At 71.7% G+C, this 18127-nt stretch carries 12 protein-coding genes; 10 read left to right on the top strand and 2 right to left on the bottom strand.

Annotated elements, in window-relative coordinates:
• Positions 1–469: 469 nt before the first annotated feature.
• Both WME97_RS32110 and WME97_RS32105 read left to right on the top strand, forming a co-directional pair.
• Positions 470–3052 carry a glycosyltransferase family 39 protein gene (locus WME97_RS32110; RefSeq protein WP_437543022.1) on the top strand — a complete coding sequence of 861 codons (2583 nt, stop codon included), beginning with the start codon at positions 470–472 and terminating at the stop codon, positions 3050–3052.
• A 129-nt stretch (positions 3053–3181) separates the two neighbouring features.
• Positions 3182–3682 carry a TIGR02266 family protein gene (locus tag WME97_RS32105; protein WP_437543020.1) on the top strand — a complete coding sequence of 167 codons (501 nt, stop codon included), beginning with the start codon at positions 3182–3184 and terminating at the stop codon, positions 3680–3682.
• Positions 3683–3762: 80 nt separating this feature from the next.
• Here the strand turns inward: WME97_RS32105 and WME97_RS32100 are convergent, their stop codons facing one another.
• The gene (locus WME97_RS32100; protein ID WP_437543017.1) at positions 3763–4755 is read right to left on the bottom strand and encodes a zf-HC2 domain-containing protein; all 993 of its coding nucleotides are present in this window, start codon (positions 4753–4755) and stop codon (positions 3763–3765) included.
• Between the two features lie 19 nt (positions 4756–4774).
• Positions 4775–5395, bottom strand: coding sequence for an RNA polymerase sigma factor (locus WME97_RS32095; RefSeq protein ID WP_012238576.1), 621 nt, complete (start codon positions 5393–5395; stop codon positions 4775–4777).
• 376 nt (positions 5396–5771) lie between these two features.
• Here WME97_RS32095 and WME97_RS32090 point away from each other — a divergent pair, with 376 nt between their 5' ends.
• The 8 genes from WME97_RS32090 (at position 5772) to WME97_RS32055 (ending at position 18109) form a co-directional block, all read left to right on the top strand.
• On the top strand, positions 5772–6629 hold the full coding sequence (locus WME97_RS32090; RefSeq protein ID WP_437543014.1) for a hypothetical protein: 858 nt from the start codon (positions 5772–5774) through the stop codon (positions 6627–6629).
• A 26-nt stretch (positions 6630–6655) separates the two neighbouring features.
• A complete protein-coding gene (locus WME97_RS32085) occupies positions 6656–9064 on the top strand; it encodes a tetratricopeptide repeat protein (RefSeq protein ID WP_437543011.1) in 2409 nt (802 codons plus the stop codon).
• Positions 9061–13443, top strand: a complete 4383-nt coding sequence (locus WME97_RS32080) for a tetratricopeptide repeat protein (RefSeq protein WP_437543009.1) — start codon at positions 9061–9063, stop codon at positions 13441–13443. Before WME97_RS32085 ends, WME97_RS32080 begins: the two co-directional genes overlap by 4 nt.
• A complete protein-coding gene (locus WME97_RS32075) occupies positions 13440–14792 on the top strand; it encodes a tetratricopeptide repeat protein (RefSeq protein WP_437543006.1) in 1353 nt (450 codons plus the stop codon). The genes WME97_RS32080 and WME97_RS32075 overlap by 4 nt, the downstream gene beginning before the upstream one ends.
• Before the next feature lie 8 nt (positions 14793–14800).
• Entirely contained in the window at positions 14801–15055 is a 255-nt protein-coding gene (locus WME97_RS32070) for a hypothetical protein (protein ID WP_437293850.1), read from the top strand.
• A 9-nt stretch (positions 15056–15064) separates the two neighbouring features.
• Complete coding sequence (locus WME97_RS32065) at positions 15065–15685, top strand: hypothetical protein (protein WP_437543004.1); 621 nt, start codon at positions 15065–15067, stop codon at positions 15683–15685.
• A 190-nt stretch (positions 15686–15875) separates the two neighbouring features.
• Complete coding sequence (locus WME97_RS32060) at positions 15876–17321, top strand: AgmX/PglI C-terminal domain-containing protein (protein ID WP_437543002.1); 1446 nt, start codon at positions 15876–15878, stop codon at positions 17319–17321.
• A 212-nt stretch (positions 17322–17533) separates the two neighbouring features.
• Positions 17534–18109 carry a hypothetical protein gene (locus tag WME97_RS32055; protein ID WP_437542999.1) on the top strand — a complete coding sequence of 192 codons (576 nt, stop codon included), beginning with the start codon at positions 17534–17536 and terminating at the stop codon, positions 18107–18109.
• The last annotated feature ends 18 nt before the right edge of the window (positions 18110–18127 follow it).

Genomic DNA, 18127 nt, shown 5'->3' with positions numbered 1-18127 from the left:
CGCTCGCGCGTCGTGATCTGTCGTCGGCGTGCGCCTGATTTTCGCGCCGGGGAGGGCGACCTCGCGGGATCGCCGCGTCGCTCGCCCGGGGGGCTTCGCTGGATTGCGCTCCCCGGCGGCTGCCTGGGCTGTCTTTCTTGGCAGGAGGACGGGGGCCGCGGGAAGCCGAGGCGGGCTTCGGCGCCTGCGGGCGCGCTTTCGCGCCCTGGGGCGCGCTCTGAGGACGGGCTTTCACCACGCCGCGCGCGATAGCAGACGCCCAGGGGGGCTACAAACGCTTCCCCACGATCCGTGGTCACGCGCGCGCGAAGGCGGTAAGGGGATGCCCTGCATGTCGAGCGTCCACCGAGGGGACCCACAGCGCGGAGCCCCGCCCGCCGCCCCCGACCCGCACGCGAGCGGAGCCCCACCCCGCGCCGAGGTGCCCCCTCTCGAGGCGCCCTCGGCTGAGATCGGTGACGCGCCGGCCATGGACCGCGACCGCGTGGCCGCCGGGGGCGGGCGCGCCGGCCTCGCGAGGCTCGCGGCCCTCGCGCTCGCGGCCCTCACGCTGCTGCCGCTCATCGGCAAGAGCGGCATCTGGGACCCCTACGAGCTCGACCGTGCCGACCTGGCCCGCCGCATCGCCATCCACGTCTTCGGCGCGCGCGGCGTGGATCTCCCGGACGCCCCCGGGCAGCTGCCGACCCTGACCGACCTCGGCATGGGAGAGCTCGGGTTCACCTCGATGGCGCTCGGCTTCCGCGTGTTCGGTCTGCACGACTGGGCCGGGCGCCTCCCGCTCGCGCTGTGGGGGCTCGCCGGCGCGCTCGTGCTCTACGAGTTCCTCGCCCGCCTCGTCGATCGAAGGGCCGGCCTGTACGGCGTCGCGGTGCTCGTGACGATGCCGCTCTACGTGATGCAGGCGCGCACCCTGCTCGGCGACATCGTCACGATGGCCGCGCTCACGATGGCGTTCTGCGGGCTGACCGGCGCGCTGCTCGAGGGCGGGCGAGGGGCGCAGCGCGGCGCCCTGCTCGCGTCGGCCGCGTGGCTCGCCGTGGGCATCCTCGGCGTCGTGGCCGGATACCTCAGCCGTGGCCTGCTGATCGGGGTCGCCGTCCCCGCGCTCGGCGCCGGCCTGACCTGGCTCCTGCTCCGGACGTCCGGCGCCTGGCCCGCGCCGGAAGGCCGGGGGCCCACGCTGGGCGACCTCGTGGGCGCCGCCGCGCTGGTGCTCGGCGTCGCGGCGGCGGCCCAGGGCGCCCTCGTGCTCGCGAGCTCGAGCGCCGGCGAGCCGCTCCCCCGCGCCCTCGGCGTGGCGCTCCTCAAGAAGCCGCCCGTCGAGTCCACGTTCGATCTCACGCTGCGCCAGCTCGGCCACGCCCTCTTTCCGTGGAGCGCCTTCCTGCCGTTCGCCGTCGGCCGGCTCTTCCGAGCCCCCGCCGCGGACCGAGCGGGCGAGGTCATCGCCCCTCTCCTCGATCGCGAGGCCGGCGTCCGGATCGCCCTGATCGTCACGTCTGCGCTCGCCTACGGCGCCTTTGCGGTCCTCGCGCCGCACGCCGGGGCGCTCCCGTTCAGCGGCCCCGCGCTCCTCGCCGCCATCGCCGCGCTCGCCATCCGCGATCTCGAGCGCGGCGCCCCCTCCTCGCGAGCGCTCGCCGTCGGCTGCGCCGTGCTCGCCTTCGTGCTCTACCGCGATCTCGTCACCTCACCGGACAGGGCGCTCAGCGTCTTCTCGGTCGACAAGCCCGTCTTCCCGAAGAGCTTCGAGGGCGAAGCGGCCTCGGCGATGCGCTTCGTCCTGCTCGCGTTCGCCGGCCTCGTCGCGCTCACCTGGTTCGAAGAGCAGCCCCGCGAGCTCGATCGCAGCTTCCGCGCGTGGGCGCGGCGCGTCCTCGACGAGGTGCACGCCGGCGCCGCGGAGCTCGCTCGCATCTGGAATGGCAACCTGCTCTTCCTGCTGATCGTCATCGAGGCGGCGCTCGTCGGCGTCGGCGCGATGCTCTTCGTGGGCAAGCGCATCGGGTGGGGCACCGTGGCGAGGATGCCGAACCACCTCGCCGCATACGGGATGAGCGCCTGGTGGGCGCTGCCCATGCTGATGGCGGTGAGCCCCGTGCTGCTCCTCGTGGCGCGCGACGCGTTCCGCCACGCCGTCGCGCGCGCCTCCCTCCCGCGCGCCGTCGGCACGCCGCTCGCCGGCCTCGTCGCCGGCTTCGCGCTGAGCTTCTGGTACTATCCGGCGCTCGCGGCCCAGCTCTCGCCGAAGGAGGTCTTCGCGTCCTACGAGTCCCTTCGCAAGCCCGGCGAGCCGCTCGCGACGCTCGGCGTCCGGAGCCGCACGGCGGCCTATTACCAGGGCGGCGAGGTCACCTCGTTCACCGATGTCCTGCAGGCGTTCGACTGGCTCACCGCCGCGGGGAGCTCGGTGGACGGCGTCGCCGCTCCGGTCGTTCCCGCCGCTCGCCGCTGGCTCGTCGTGAAGTCCGACGATCTGCCCCGGTTGAACAGCCTCTTTCGCAAGCGCTACCAGCGCAACCTGCCCGTCCTCGACGGCCGCTCCAGCCAGATCCTCCTTGCGTCGAACGAGCTCGGGGGCAGGCCGAACGAGAGCTGGCTCGGCCGTATCGTCCTCGACGAGCCCGCCGCTCCCGAGAACCCGCTCGACGCAATGCTCGAGGATCAGCTGGAGGTGCTCGGCTGGGAGCTCACCGACGACGACGGCCGGAAGGTCTCGAGCGTCGTCCCTCAGAAGAGCTACCACCTGCGGACGTACTTCCGGGTCCACCGGCCGATCACCGGCAACTGGAAGATGTTCGTTCACATCGACGGGTTCCAGCGTCGATACAACGGCGACCATCCCGTGATCGAGGGGCGCTACCCGCTGAGCCTGTGGCAGCCGGGCGACGTCGTCGTGGACGACCACGAGCTCCAGCTCGAGCCCAACTTCACCCCGGGCGACTACACGCTCTACTTCGGCCTCTTCGCCGGTGAGACGCGCCTTCAGGTGACGCGCGGGCCGGAGCACGAGGACCGCATCCGCGGCGGCGTCATCCGCGTGCGGTGAGCTGCCCTCGTGGGGTTCCCGACGCATGCCGCGCTGCGCGGCTCGTCTTGCGCGGCCCGGCGACGCACGCGTGCTTCTCCTCGTCGAGCGCCCTCGACGCGCGTGCGGAAAGCGGCTAGTCGCAGACTCATGACCGGGGGCCGTGGGGACTCGAACCATCCGCCCGACCCGCCGGGCGGTACGCCGCCGTCCTGCGCGCAAGCCGGCGCCTACGGCGACGCGCATCGCCCCGGCGAGGACGCCGAGCACGAGGCCCCCGCCCCGGATTCGCTCGACCGGCGCTCGTCCGAGCGCCTCGACGTCACCTGGCTCGTGGACTGCGAGACCGACGACACGTTCCTCTACGCGTCCATCACCAACATCTCGGAGATGGGCATCTTCGTCCGCACGACGCAGCCTCTCTCGATCGGCACGCGGCTCACGCTCCGCTTCTCGCCGCCGGGGGTCGACGGCTCGTACGTGCTCGAGGGGACGGTGCAGTGGATCAACGAGGTGCGCCCCCTCCACGACAACCCGAACCCGGGCATGGGGATCCGCTTCGTCGAGCTCACGCCGGACGATCGCGAGCGCATCGTCGGCACGATCAGGACGATCGCCTACATCCGCGACGCGCCGGTGAAATCGAATTGACGCTGGCTCCGCCGCGGCGCGCGGTGAGGGCGCGGCGCCGGGGACGGCGGAGGCGCGGCCGCGCCGGCGCCCGCAATCCGTCAGCGGGACGTCGCGGCGTCGGCGGGCGCCGCCTGCGCGGGGCCCGCTGCACCTTGCTCCTCGGCGTTGCGCGGCGGCGCCGCGGGCATCGCCGCCTTGGCCGCAGCGCGCCGCGCGGCCGCGGCGGGGGCGGCGGCCGCCGGCGCCGAGTTCTGCGCCTGCGCGCCGGCGGCGTTCGCCTCGAGGTCCGCGAGCTGCTGCTCGGCGCGGTCGCCGTAGCCCTTCGCGGAGCGCAGCGCGAGCAGTAGCTCGCGCGCCTTCGCCGTGTCGCCGGAGGCCTGGTAGCACCGGGCCGCCTCCCACATCGCGGCGTGCGCGGACGGCGTGCCCGGGTACTGCGCGCCGACCTCGTCGAGCTTGCCGACGGCGGCCGCGCAGCCCGACTTGCGTTGCAGCGCTTGCGCCTCGTGGAGCGCGGCGCTCGCGCCGTCGTCCGGGGACGCGGACGCACGCGCGCTCTTCTCCTTCGCCGCCTCCGCCCTGGGCGCCTCGTTCGCCTTGGCCTCGGCCGAGCGCCGGCCGTCGCCTTCCTCCATCGCGACGGCCGTGGGGGTAGGCGCGGCGGCGCGGGGCGCCTCGTGCTGATCCGACGACGCGGGCTGGCCCCACTCGGTGACCCGCACCGGCGCCACGCCCGTCTTCGGCCGCAGCAGCAGCAGGCTCGATCCGATGACGAGCACGAACAGCGCCGCCATCGCCAGCTGCGGCCGCATCGCGTGGCTGCCGGCCCAGGCCAGCGCGCGGAGCGCCTTGCGCCGGAACGGCGTCTTCTTCTGCGCGACCTCGACGGCGTCGAGGATCCGCGCCTCGAGCTCCTCGCTCGGCTCCTCGAAGGGCAAGGCGCCGACGTCGCGGGCCGCGCGCAGCCCCGCGAACGCCGACGCGCACCGGGCGCAGCCGTCCATGTGCCGCTTCATGGCCGCATACGTCAGCTCGTCGAGCTCGTCGTAGAGCGCGTCCATCACGTGCTGGTCGAACTTCTCGCAGTCCATAGACAGCTCTTCCGGAGCGCTAGCGCAGCGCCCTCGCGTAATCCTCGTACTCCGAGAGGGCCTCCTGGAGCCGCTCCAGGGCGTAGCGCATCCGGCTCTTCACCGTGTTCTCGGGCACCCCCACGATGTGGGCGATGTCCTTGAAGGGCACGTGCCCGATCTCCCGGAGCAGGAAGACCTCCCGCTGCTCGTGCGGGAGACCCTCGACGGCGCGGACGATGCGCTGCCCCATCTCGGTCCCGATCGCGACCCGGTCCACCGCGGCCTGGGGCGCCGGGTCCGCGGTCCGCTCGCCGAGCGTCGGGCCATCGCCGCCCTCCCCGGAGCCCTGGTCGAGCGACGGGTGGCGCCGGAGCGACATCTTGCGCAGGTGATCGATGCAGACGTTGCGCGCGATGGCGAACGCCCAGGTGGTGAACCTGGCCTCGTGCTTGAAGTCGGAGGCGCTCTGCACGATCTTCACGAACACATCCTGCACCAGATCCTCGGCGATCGCAGGCCCGCGGACCTGTCGCAGGATGAAGTTGTAGATGGACGTTTTGTGCCGCCGGACGAGCCCGGCGAACGCCGCGCGGTCGCCGCCCTGGAAGCGCATCATCAGGGCTTCGTCCGTGACCTCCTCTCGAGAAATCGGGACCATCCTAGCTCCCGGAGCGGCCGAGCCTCAGCGGCGCTCCTTCGGCGGCCCGGGCAGCGGGGTGTTCGCGGCGGCGGCCGCGGCGTCGGATCGGACGCGCGGCGCGGCTCGAAGATCTGAGGAGCACTCCTTCCCCTGACACAAGCGCACCTTAGCGGATCCGCCCCCGAGCGAGCGAGCCCCCTTCGCCCGCAGCGCCGGCGGCCGCCGGAGGAGGAGGCAGGTGTCCAGGTCGTTGCGCTCGGAAGCCTGCCGCCACTAGACTCCCCGGCACCGGGCGTGAGGTCGCCCCCCTCTGCTGACGAGGGTTCAACCACGAGGTTACCTTTCGATGCGACTTATCAGGATGCTGGCAGTGGGGGTGGGAGCCTCGTTCTTGATGTCGATGCCCGCCTTCGCGCAGGCCCCGGGCGGCGCGGCGGGCAAGGCCGCTGCTCCCGCTCCCGCCGCCTCTGTGGCGCCGGCGGCCTCCACAGCGCCGGCTGTCCCCGCTGCGCCTGTCAACGGAGCGAAAGCCGCTCCCGCGCCTGCTTCCGCGACGGGCGCGCCGGCTGCGGGGGCGGCGGCGCCTGCCGCGACGGTCGCCCCCGCTGCCGGCGCGACGGCCGCCCCGGCGGCGCCTGCTGCCCCGACGAGCGCCCCGGCCGCGGGCGCGGCCGCCGCTCCGGCGATGGATGGTCCGACCTATGCGGTGCGGCTGCGCGATCTGGAGCAGCGCATCGACGAGCTCAAGGAGCAGATCCGCCGCAGCCACACGCGGCTCTCGCTCCTCAGCGACACGATCCTCTCCGGCGGCGGCGCCGGCTCGCGCGCCGCGATCCGGTTCAACAACGAGCTGTCGTCCGCGTTCCGCGTCACGCGCGTGCTGATCGTCCTGGATGGGGCCGTCCAGTACAACAAGACCGATCAGTCGGGCGCCCTTGCCGAGCAGACCGAGATCCCGATCTTCAACGGCTCCGTTCCGCCGGGGGATCACACGCTCCAGGTGCTCGTGAACTTGCAGGGCAACGGCTACGGGGTGTTCTCCTACCTCCGGGGCTACCGCTTCGAGGTGCGCTCCAGCCATTCCTTCACGGCGGTCGAGGGCAAGACCATCAACCTTCAGGCGGTCGCGTTCGAGAAGGGCGGCGTCACGACCCCGCTCGAAGAGCGGCCAGCCGTCCGATTCGTCGAGAAGATCGTGAGCGGCCTCTCGGATGCTCCCGGGCAGCCGTCCGCCGCCGCGGGTGGGAAGTAGGTTCGAGCTCGTTAGGACAAGCCACCATGACCTGGGACACCGGATCGCGGGTACTCCCTGCCTTGCTTGGCGTGCTCGCGCTCGGCGCGGCGACGACCGCGGCCCCCGCCGAAGCGTGGGCCCTGGACGCTGAGCGCGCCTACACGAGCGCCTCGCAGCAGATCGGCAGCGTCACCTCCGGGCTGGGCGCCATCCAGGCGGCGATCCACAAGTCCCGCGGCGAGCAGCGCACGCCGGCCCAGCGCATCGCGGATGCCCAGCTCCTCATGGGCTCCAGGGATTACGAGCGGGCGGCGAACGTGCTGAACCAGGTGGTCGAGAAGTACCCCGACCATCCGACGGCGTTCCCGGACGCGCTCACGCTGCTCGGGGAGACGTACTTCCGCTCGAAGCAGTACCTCTCGGCCCGCCGGGTCTTCCAGCGGATCGTCGCGAGCGGCGCCGAGCCGCGCTTCGCCGCCTACCAGGCGAAGGCGCTCGGCCGGCTCGTGGACATCTGCCTCCGGATCAAGGACTACGACGCGCTCGACGCCGTCTTCGCGTCGATGAACAGCGTCCCGGCCTCGACGGCGGGGAGCGCCCTCGCGTACGCGCGCGGCAAGGGCCTCTACGTGAAGAAGGACTTCGGCGGCGCGAAGGCCTCGCTCGGCGCGGTCGATCCGCAGAGCGAGTACTTCCACCAGGCGAGGTACCTGCTCGGGCTGATCGCGGTGAAGGAGGCGACGCCCCCGCCCGAGCCGCTCAAGGAGGGCGAGGCGCCGCCGGCGGTGCCCAAGACCCGCTACGTCGCCGCGATCGATCTGTTCCAGAAGGTGACGCAGCTGCCGGCCGACACCCCGGAGCACCGGCGCGTCATCGACCTCGCGTGGCTCGCGATCGGGCGGCTCTTCTACGAGGCCGACCAGTGGTCCCAGGCCGTGCAGGCCTACGGCCACATCGACCGCGTCTCGCCCGAGTTCGGGACGATGCTCTACGAGCTCGCGTGGGTGTATGTCCGCCTCGGCGACGTGGATCGCGCCCAGCGGTCGCTCGAGATCCTCGCGATCGCCGAGCCGGACAGCCAGAACATCGCGGACGGCTCGCTGCTCCGCGGCGACCTGATGCTGCGCGCGGGCCGCTTCGAGAAGGCGCTGAAGGTGTACGAGGGGGTGCGTGCCACGTACGACCCGATGCGCGCGCGCGTGGACGCGTTCCTCGGCTCGACGAGCGATCCCGCCGTCTACTACGACAAGCTGAGCCAGGAGCAGCTCGAGGCGCTCGACACGACCACCTCGCTCCCGCCGCTGGCGGTGCAATGGGCGCGCGAGGCCGAGGACGGCCCGGCCGCGTTCGCGGTGATCGACGACATCAATCACTGCCGCGAGCTGATCAAGCAGTCGAACGAGCTCATCGAGAAGCTGAACGCGGTGCTCAGCTCGCCCAACCGGGTGCGCGCGTTCCCGGAGCTCAAGGCCGGCGAGGAGAAGGCGCTCGCGCTGCTTAACCGGGTCGCGCTGGCGCGCCGCGCGCTCGGCCAGGGCATGGACGACGTGGAGGACGACTCGCTCTCGGGCGAGATCGGCGGCGCGCGCGCGAGGCGCAGGGCGCTGGAGAAGCGCCTCGCGCGGGTTCCCGTCACGGACGCCGACTTCCAGGATCGCGAGGCGCAGGCGCTCAAGCAGTGGAACACCCAGTCGCAGCGCCTGCAGCAGCTCACGCTGCAGATGGACTCGCTGCAGGCGACGGTCAACGGCCTCAGGCGGCTCCTTCGCGATGGCCCGCACGCCGGGGTCGTCCGGGATCCCGCGAGCATCGCCCGGTTCGAGATCGAGCTCGCCCAGAACGAGCGCGACCTCGCGCTCTACCGCCAGCAGGCCGACGTGCTCCGCAAGCAGGTCAGCGCGGGCCGGGTCCAGGTCGGCTTCGGCGATCAGCGCTTCATCGAGGACGCGCAGGTGCGCAAGGCCCACCGCGACGCGTTGACGCGCGAGGTGGAGCTGGCCGCGGCGGGCGCCGGCGGTGCGGAGCTCGCCGCGTACGCGCAGCGCATCACGCCGGTGCTCCGGGCCGGCGACGCGGCGGACGCGAGGGTCGAGGCGGCGCTCCGCGACATCGAGGGGGAGGTCGCCCAGAAGTCCTCGGGGCTCCGGCAGATCGTCGGCCGGGAGACGGCGAACGTCGTTCACTACTCGGTGCAGCTCGATGGGCTCGACCGGGAGGCGCGCCTCGTCGTCGGCGAGGTCGCGATGCGAAACTTCGGCCTCGTCCGCGACCGGCTGAAGAACATCATCCTGCGCGCCGACGTCGGCATCACCGAGGAGGCGTGGGAGGTCCGCGAGGAGCAGATGACGCGCGTTCGCAGCCTGCAGGTCGAGCGCGCCCGTGAGGATCGGGTCCTCAAGGAGGAGCTCAACGAGGTCCTCGACGACAGCGGCGATCCGGAGGACGAGAAGTGAGCAAGGAGCGTGGTGGCGCGAGCGCGCCGCAGATCTCTGGCGCGCCGCGAAGAGGGGCAGGGGCGCAGATCCTCGGACCGGCGGTCGCGCGCGCGCCGCTCGGCGCTGTGCGAGCGGGGCGCCGTCGCCCGCGCGGCGCGCTCGGGTTTGCCAGCCTTGCCCTGGTGCTTGCGGTCGCGCCGCTCGCGCTCTCCCAGCCGGGTGGCCAGCCAGCGCCGGCGGCGTCTGCCGTCCCCGCGGCCGCGCCGACCACGTCTGCGCCGACCCCGCCTGCGCCTGGCGCCGCGGCTGCGCCGACCGCGTCTGCGCCGACCCCGCCTGGCGCCACGGCGCCGGCCGCGCCGGCGGTGCAACCCTTCGCGCCGCCGATGTCGGTCGGGCGCAAGCAGGCGCCGCCGCCTCCTCCTCCGACGCCGGCCCAGCTGGCGGCGCTCGCCGCGCTCGAGAAGGAGGCGGCCGCCTACGAGAAGGCGGCGCGCGACTACCGGAGCGCCATCACCCGCATCGTGCAGCACCACTACGAGGACCGGCGCCGCCGCATCCTCTCGTCGCTCGACCGCGAGATCGAGATCGAGAGGAAGGGGCTCCGCGACGCCCGGGAAGAGGCGATCCGCAGGCTCGAGGTGTTCGTCGAGCGCTACAGCGGCCCCAACGCCCACCCCGAGAACACGCCCGACGCGATGTTCCGCCTGGCCGCGCTCTACGAGGAGCGCGCGCGCACCGACACTGACGCGAGCGAGGATCTCAGCGTCGCGCTGCTCCCGGCCATCGCGCTCTACAAGCGCGTCATCCGCGAGTTCCCTCAGTACCGCGAGCTCGCCGGGATCTATTACTACCTCGGCCATGCGCTGAACGATTCGGTCCGGTTCCCCGAGGCGCAGCAGGTGTGGCGCTCGCTCGTGTGCCACACCAAGTATCCCTATCCGGTCGAAGTCGACCCGAAGGATCCGACGCGTGACACCGTCGGCAAGCTCCCGCAGGACCACGACAACGATTACTGGACCGGCTGGGAGGCGCGCCACCCGACGCCCATCGGGTCCACGCCAGGCGGCCGGGCGCTCCAGGGCACGCGCAAGGGCGCGCGGGGGCGGGCGCCCGTCACCGAGGACGAGACGGCGTACGTCGATCCGTATCCGGACGACTGCCAGCCGATCCCGCAGAAGACGGCGCTCGGCGCGGAGCCCCGCTACATCGCCGAGGTCTGGTGGCAGATCGGCGACTACCATTTCAACGAGATCGACCGCGCCGGCGGCCCGTTCAACTACAACAGGGCGGAGTCGGCGTACCGGCAGTCCATCAAGTACAAGAAGCCCCCTGTCCACGGCGTCGCGATGTACAAGCTCGCCTGGACGTACTTCAAGCAGCAGCGTTACGAGACCTCGGTACGCCAGTTCATCGAGCTGCTCCGCTACACCGACGAACAGGAGAAGCTGACGGGCGATCCTGGCGCGGATTTCCGCGCCGAGGCGTACACCTACATCGCCGGCTCGCTCACGTACCTCGACTTCGTCGGCCCCGGACCGGACGAGCCCTACGTCCCGCGGAACGACGTCCTCGACGTCGAGACCGACCCGCGCATGGCCGAGCAGAAGATGCGGATCGCCATCGAGCGCGTCCAGGATCCCAAGCTGATCCCGCAGGATCAGAAGTGGACGGTCGAGATCTACAAGGCGCTCGCGCTGGAGTTCAAGGAGCTCAATCAGTACCGGAACACGATCGAGGTGAGCGAGATCCTCCTCAAGAAGTGGCCGATGCACCGCGACGCGCCCGTGGTCCAGAACCAGATCGCGGACATCTACGACACGCTCACCTCGCAGTCGCGCGAGGGGACGGCCGAGCGGGCGATGAACTCGGCGAAGGCGCTCGAGGCGCGCACGAAGCTCGCCCAGTACGTCGGGACGACCCCGTGGGTCGAGGCGAACAAGGACGATCCCGAGGCGATCCAGACCGCCGAGCGGCTCGTGCGCGGCGGGCTGCGCCGTGCTGCCGCCGATCACACCAACGCCGGAAGCGCGCTCGTGCAGCAGGCGCTGACGGTCGACGACAAGGAGACGCGCGACCCGATCTTCGAGCGGGCGCTCGGCGAGTACCGCCTCGCCGCGCAGGGCTGGGCCGGCTACCTGGCTCAGGACGAGAACGCCCCGGACGCGTACGAGAGCCGGTACTGGCTCGCCGACGCGCACCACATGGTCGTGGTCATCACGGTGGCGATGGATCGCTCGCCCGCGACGCACGAGATCGAGCAGGCGAGGAGCTCGGCGGTCGGCGTGCGGGACTCCAACGAGGACGACAAGTACCTGCAGCCAGCGGCGTACATGGTCGTCGACACCGCGCACCAGGCGCTCCTGGATCGACACAAGCTCTTCCAGCGAACGAGCGGCGCCGAGGGGATCGAGCCGCGCGAGAAGGTCAAGATCGTCGGCGAGGGCGACCAGCAGCGCGTCGTCGCCGAGCCGCTGCCCCCCCAGGTCCAGGCGGCCGTCACCGCGCGGGACGAGTACATCCAGCGGGTCCCTCCCGCGCTCGACGCCCCGAAGAACATCGACCTCTACGCGTTCCAGGCGGCCGACTACTACTTCCTCTACGGCCAGTTCGCCGAGGCGCGCAAGCGGATGGAGCCCATCTACGAAGCGCAGTGCGGCAAGACGGAGTTCGGCTACAAGGCGTGGGAGCGGCTCACGACGATGTCGAACCTCGAGAACAACGTCGAGCAGAGCCGCAAGCTCGCCGAGGCGGCGCTCACGCGGAGCTGCGCCGTCAGCGAGGAGCAGAAGCTGAAGGAGGGCGACATCGCCCGGCCGACGATCTCCCGCGGCTATTACATCGACGCCGCCCGGGCCTTCGAGAAGGCCGAGAAGATGCCGGACGGCCCCGCGCGCGTCGCCGCCTGGCGCGAGGCCGCGGCGCTCTACAAGGTCGCGCTCGAGAAGGCGCCGGCCCGCGACGAGGCGCCGGAGGCCGCCATGAACGGCGCTTACTGCTACAAGCAGGTGGGCGACTACGACCAGGCCATCGCGATGTACTCCCTGTTCATCAAGGAGTACGGCAGCGAGGAGAACCTGTCGAAGCTCGAGAAGGGCGATCCGGGCGCGAACCCTCCGAAGAACCCCGATCCGAAGCGCTACGCCGACCGGGTGAAGTACCTGAAGCAGGCCTACGACGCGCTCTCCGCCGCGTACGTCCTCTTCTTCAACTACCGCAGCGCGGCCGAGACCTACGACACCATCGCTCGCAACGGCCGGTTCGAGCAGGCGGCGCGCCGGGACGCCGCGAGGAACTCGGTGCTGCTCTACGCGAACATCGGGGAGCGCGACAAGATGACCGCCTCGCGCGCCACCTTCATGAGCCTGAACCCGCCCCCCGAGCAGAAGGCCGACATCGATTTCCTCGTCGCCTCGGCGGACCTGAAGGCCTGGGACGAGCGCGGGGCCGACGAGGGCCCGAACCGCGCCGCCCGGACCAAGGCCACGCAGTCGATGGAGGCCTATTACGCGGCCAACAAGAACAACCCGGCCGCGAGCGGGTATGTCGTCCAGGCGGCGTACCATGCGTCCAAGATGCGCGCCGCCGGCGGCGATCCGAAGGCGCGGGACTGGTGCAAGAACACCATGACGGCGTTCACGTCCTTCCGGAGCTCGGCGACCGGCGACAAGGTGAAGGCCCTCGGCTCGGTGCAGGCCGACATGGCGGCGGAGTGCGCCTACAAGGCCATCGACGATCGCATCAAGGCCGAGTTCGATTACGACACCGGCCACCACCGCTACGAGGGGGTCATCGATCAGGTGAAGCGGGCCTTCGAGGCGGATCTCGCCAAGGCCAACGACAGGTACTGGAAGGAGCTCCAGGAGGTCATCACCGCCTACGAGTCGCGGTCGTGGTCGGTGGCCGCGCGGGCGCGTCAGGGCTCGCTCTACGACTCCTGCCGCACCGGCCTCTACAACGCCCGCCCGCCGGGGCTGAGGCTGTACACGGACAAGGAAGAGAAGCTGCTCAAGCTCGCCGAGACGAGCGATCGCGAGGATCTCCAGGAGACGGCCGACGCGCTCCGGCAGAACCGGCGCGAGCAATGGCGCGCGGCGCGCGAGCGGCTCCTCACCGACGCCGACAAGGCGATGGTCAAGTTCTACGTCGAGTCCGTCGTCTGGGCCAAGGCGTGGAAGGTCCGGAATCCAGCGGTCGACCTCGCGATCCAGCGGCTCGCGTTCTTCACGGACATCCTCGGCGACGCCAAGCTCCGCGAGTGGAGCCAGGGGGTCATCGATCCCGAGACGAAGCGCCCCTTCGAGTACAAGGATGGCCTCTTCCTCCGGACGCGGCCCGGCATGACCCCGCCGCTCGCGCCCGACGGCCTCCCCCTGCCCCTGCCGGTCGTCCCATGATGCGCCGCCTCCCTGTCACCCTCTTCGCCAGCCTGCTCGCGGTCATGTCGCCGTTCGCCCTCGCGTCCTGCGGCGAGGAGGCGACGCCGCCGCCCAAGGTGCCCACGGTTCCAGCGGGGCCCGCCGCGACCGCGCCCGCCCAGGCGCCGTACGGCATGAACGACATGCCGAGCTCTGCGCGCCCCTACGATCTGCCCGCCCAGACGGCTGCGCCGGCCATGAACGCCCGGGCGGCGGCGTTCTACCAGAGCGGCCTGCAGGCGTTCGCGACCGGCGATCTCGTCAACGCGAGGGCCCAGTTCGGGCAGGCGACGCAGGCCGATCCGCGCGCGCACCAGGCCTTCTATTCGCTCGGCGTGGTGCAGGAGCGGCTCCGCGACGCGGGCGCCGGCGCGAGCTACCGCCAGGCCTTCACGCTCGTGCCGGACTACGAGCCCGCCATCATCGCGTACGCGATGCTCCTCGCCAGGAAGAACCAGCTCGGCGAGGCCGAGCGGCTCCTGAGCGAGAAGCGCGGCCAGATGCCGAAGTCGGCGGCCGTCGCGGCGACGCTCGCGGAGGTCAAGTCGCTCCAGCGGGATACCGGCTCTGCCCAGCGGATCGCGCAGGAGGCGCTGAAGATCAACCCCGACTACCGGCCGGCGATGGTGATCATCGCCCGCGATCACTACAGGAACCGGCGCCTCGATCTCGCGCTGTACGCGCTCCAGGCGATCCTCGACGGGTTCGAGCCGGTCAGCGAGAACCCGCCGCGCGACCGGGACAACGCCGAGGCGCTGCTGCTCCGCGGCCTGATTTACCGGGAGCAGGGGCAGCGCGCCGCGGCGCTGGAGGAGTTCCGCAAGGCGGTGACGCGCCGCCCTGATCTCGTCGAGGCGCGGGTGCAGCTCGCGACCTACCTGCTCGAGGCGGGCAACGCGCAGGAGGCGCTGCCGCTCCTCGAGGGCGCCGTCCGCTTCGATTCCGAGCACGTCGCCGCGCACCTCAACCTCGGGGACGCGTACCGCCTGCTCGAGCGCTACGCCGACGCGAAGCGCGAGTTCGACTGGGTGCTCGCCCGCGATCCGAACCTGGCTCAGGTCCACTACGATCTCGGCCTGCTCTACCTGTTCGCCCCGGCCGTCCCTGGCATGACGCCGAAGCAGCAGGTGGCGGAGGCGATCAAATCGCTGACGAGGTTCCAGGAGCTGCGCAACAAGGGCCAGCGCGACGACTCGGAGGAGCTCCTGAACCGCGCCAAGCTCAAGGAAGGGGAGCTGAACGCGGCTGCCGCCGCGGCTCAGCCCGCGGCTCCTCCTCCTGCCGCCGCGCCGGATGGAGGCGTCGCCGACGCCGCGACCGACACGTGAGGGAGACCATGAGCATGTACAAGGCACTTGCGCTGGGTTCGGTCCTGCTCGCGATCCTCGGCCACGGCGCGCCGGCGAGCGCGCAGGAGAAGGGCAAGCAGCGCGGGGTCATCACGCTCGCGGAGGTGACGATCACGGGCCGCATCCAGAAGCCCATCGCGGCCGTCGACGTCAGCCGGATCCAGCCGAAGCTCACGCTCGCCGAGCTGCGTCAGCCGTTCCTCGACCGCATCGAGCAGGCGATCTTCAAGGAGCCGTTCTAGGCGGCCGGTGTGTCCGCCGTCGCCGTGCTCTTGAGCGCGCTGTCGATCGCGTCGAGCGCCGCCTGCGCCGCGATCTCGTGGAAGCACCCCGCGCAGGTCGCGCGCGCGACCGGCGGCGACCTGATGTCGCTCGCGCGCTCGCTCCGCGCGCTGCCCGGCGAGGCGCGGCTGGCGGAGCTCGCGAGGCGGTCGCCGCCGGAGAGCTGGGAGCGCCGCCTCGCGCTCGAGGTCATGGCCGCCGCCGACCCGCGCGCGAAGATCGCGGCGGCGAACGAGCTCCTCGCCGAGATCGAGCAGCGGCTCGACGCCGGCGCGGGGTGGCCGCGCGCGGCGGCGCGCCTGTCGGCGCTCGCCGCGCTGTTCCTGGCCACGCTCTCGTACCTCGCCCAGGCCGGGCCCTCGGTCATCGCGCTCGTCCTGGGCGCGGGGGGCGCCGGCGCGATCGCATCCGCGGCCGCTGGGCGGGCCGGCCGCGCCGCTGCCGCGCGAGGGCGCGAGGCGATCGACGCGCTCGTGCGGGTCGCCCTGGAACCACTCGATAGCGCCGATAACGCCGATAGCGCCGATGGCGTCGGGGCCCCACGGCGCCCTTCCGGATCGCCTCGACGCTCTCGCCGGGCGCCCCGGTGAGCGCCGCGCGCTCTCCTGGACCGCCCCGAGCTGTCCGTGTACCCTCGCAAATTATGGTGCCCTCCGCTGCGCGGCGCGTCGCTCGCGGATCCGGGCCCGGGGCCTGCCCGGCCCCGGGGCGCGGCTCCGTGAGCCGCGCGCGATCGCGATCAGCGCCGGCTTCGTCCCCCCTCTCCCGGAGTCCTTTGGAATGACCCAGCAGCCCCCGCACCCCACCCCGTCGCGCCCCGGGCAGCCCGGGCAGATGACCGCGGTCATGCGGGCGGTCGCACCGGTGACCGGCCCGAAGGTGCTCAGGATCGGCCTGGTTCAGGGGGGAAAGGTGATCGAGGAGCGCGTCATCAAGCAGCGCACCCACGTCACCATCGGCCCCAGCGAAAAGAGCATGTTCGTCATCCCGAGCAAGAGCATCCCGCCGAATTTTCGGGTGTTCGAGCTCGTCGGGGGCGAGTACTTCCTCAATTTCCTGGACGGGATGACCGGTCGGGTCGCCTTCAAGGGCGGCGTCTCCGAGCTCTCCGCGCTCAAGTCGTCGGCCAAGCGCGTGGCGGTCGGCAATGTCCAGGCCTACCAGGTCCAGCTCAGCGAGGAGGCGCGCGGCAAGCTCGTCGTGGGGGAGACGACGTTCCTCTTCCAGTTCGTCGCGCCGCCGCCGGTGCAGCCCAAGCCGCAGCTGCCCGTCTCGGTGCGGTCGGGGATCGCGAACGACATCGACTGGACGACCACGATCATCGCCGCGTTCTCGTTCCTGTTCCACTTCGGCGCCGTGGGGTCGATCTACTCCGACTGGATGGACCCGGTGGTCGACGATGAGATCGACGTCGCGCAGCTGCTCGAGTCCGTGAAGCAGCTGCCCCCGCCGCCGGTGGAGCAGCCGAAGGAGGACGTCGACGCGCCGGCCGCGACAGCGGCGCCTGCTGCCGAAGCGCCGAAGGCCGCTGGCGGTGGGAACAAGGGGGCGGCGGCTGCCAGCCCGGGGAAGGGCTCTGGCGGGATGAGCGACGCCCGCGCGTCGGCGCTCACCAACGAGCTCGCGCAGCTCGACATGCAGATGCTGGGCGCGCTCAACTCGAGCGGGAACGCGACCGCCAGCGTCCTGAGCTCGGGCGACGTGCCCACCGGCTTGCTCGAAAACGCGGCCGCCTCAGGGGCCGGCGTCGGCAAGGGCGGTGTGGCGGGATTGAACATGGGCGGCGCCGGGGGTGGCACCGTGCGACCTGGCGCGGCCGGCGGCGGCGGCCTCGCCACGATTGGCAACACCGGGACCAGCGGCCCCGCGACGGCCGGCTCGGCACAGACGGTCAAGGGGCCGGTGGGCAACGCCCAGGTGGGCGGCGCCGCGGTCTCCGGCGGGAGCGTCTCGAACGCGCCCTCCGTCGTGGCCGGTATGACCGCCGGCTTCCGCCGTTGCTACAACAAAGGTCTTCAAGAGGACCCGAGCATGAAGGGGTCGGTCCGGATCACAGCGAAGATCGGCCCCAACGGCGAGGTGCTCTCGGCGACCCCCTCCGGCGGCGGCGGGCTGTCCGGCACGGTGGTCTCGTGCGTCGTCGCGCGCGTCCAGAGCGCGCAGTTCGCGCCGCCCGAGGGCGGCGGCGCGACGGTTGTGATTCCTGTCACTTTCGTGAGCCAATAGCCCCCGATGCTTTCCGGGTCCGTGAACAAGACGCAATCCTCTCTCCTCGCTTGCACGTGAATGGCGTGCTGACGTCGCGCATCGAACGGGGAGAGCGCCGTACGGGGGCTCCCGACGGACGCGCGCTGCTGGCTGCTCGGCATGTTCATTGCGTTTTGACAATTACGTCTGCCCGCACCTATACTGCGCGGGTCTGACTTCCGGAGGCTTCGATGAAGCGTGAACAGATCCCTGGCTTCGCCGCAGTGGCGCTGATCTCGGTCGTTGTCGGCCACGGGATCGCCGCTGCGCAGGCGCAGACGGCGCCTCCGCCGGACGCCTCCGCCGGCCTCGCGCGGCAGGTGACGCTCTCGCCCGCAGAGCAGCTCGCGCAGAGCGAGACCTCCCTCGCCCGGATGGACGGAGCCCGCACGTCGGTTCGTCGCCAGCTGGAGACGGCCCGGTCGCAGCGCGACGTCGTGAAGACGCTCTGTCTTGACGACAAGCTGAATCAGATCGATGTCGCCATCCGCTCCGCCCGCGAGCGGCGGCAGGGCCTGGAGCTCGCCGTGAATCGGCGTGACGTCGATCTCTCCAACCATGAGTTCACTATCCTGACGGTGCTGCGGCAGCGGACCGAGCAGCTGACGGCCGAGGCCAACCAGTGCATCGGACAGGAAGCGGGCTTTATCGGCGATAGCGCCGTGACGGCGACGATCGATCCGAACCTCCCCAAGGACGATCCTTCCGAGTATCCCGTCAGCCAGATCATCATCGAGCCGCCTGCGTGCAGTAGCTGTTTTCGGTAGGCGACCGCCTCTCTCGGA

The sequence above is a fragment of the Sorangium sp. So ce367 genome (assembly GCF_051520455.1).
Lineage (GTDB): Bacteria > Myxococcota_A > Polyangia > Polyangiales > Polyangiaceae > Sorangium > Sorangium cellulosum_B.
Note: the sequence above shows the minus strand (reverse complement) of the source record. Positions and strands in the feature narration are given on the sequence as shown.

Bases quoted from the DNA above. Each gene is read 5' to 3' on its own strand.
- WME97_RS32110 (WP_437543022.1), top strand. From the start codon at position 470: ATGGACCGCGACCGCGTGGCCGCCGGGGGCGGGCGCGCCGGCCTCGCG.
- WME97_RS32105 (WP_437543020.1), top strand. From the start codon at position 3,182: ATGACCGGGGGCCGTGGGGACTCGAACCATCCGCCCGACCCGCCGGGC.
- WME97_RS32100 (WP_437543017.1), bottom strand. From the start codon at position 4,755: ATGGACTGCGAGAAGTTCGACCAGCACGTGATGGACGCGCTCTACGAC.
- WME97_RS32095 (WP_012238576.1), bottom strand. From the start codon at position 5,395: ATGGTCCCGATTTCTCGAGAGGAGGTCACGGACGAAGCCCTGATGATG.
- WME97_RS32090 (WP_437543014.1), top strand. From the start codon at position 5,772: ATGTCGATGCCCGCCTTCGCGCAGGCCCCGGGCGGCGCGGCGGGCAAG.
- WME97_RS32085 (WP_437543011.1), top strand. From the start codon at position 6,656: ATGACCTGGGACACCGGATCGCGGGTACTCCCTGCCTTGCTTGGCGTG.
- WME97_RS32075 (WP_437543006.1), top strand. From the start codon at position 13,440: ATGATGCGCCGCCTCCCTGTCACCCTCTTCGCCAGCCTGCTCGCGGTC.
- WME97_RS32070 (WP_437293850.1), top strand. From the start codon at position 14,801: ATGAGCATGTACAAGGCACTTGCGCTGGGTTCGGTCCTGCTCGCGATC.
- WME97_RS32060 (WP_437543002.1), top strand. From the start codon at position 15,876: ATGACCCAGCAGCCCCCGCACCCCACCCCGTCGCGCCCCGGGCAGCCC.
- WME97_RS32055 (WP_437542999.1), top strand. From the start codon at position 17,534: ATGAAGCGTGAACAGATCCCTGGCTTCGCCGCAGTGGCGCTGATCTCG.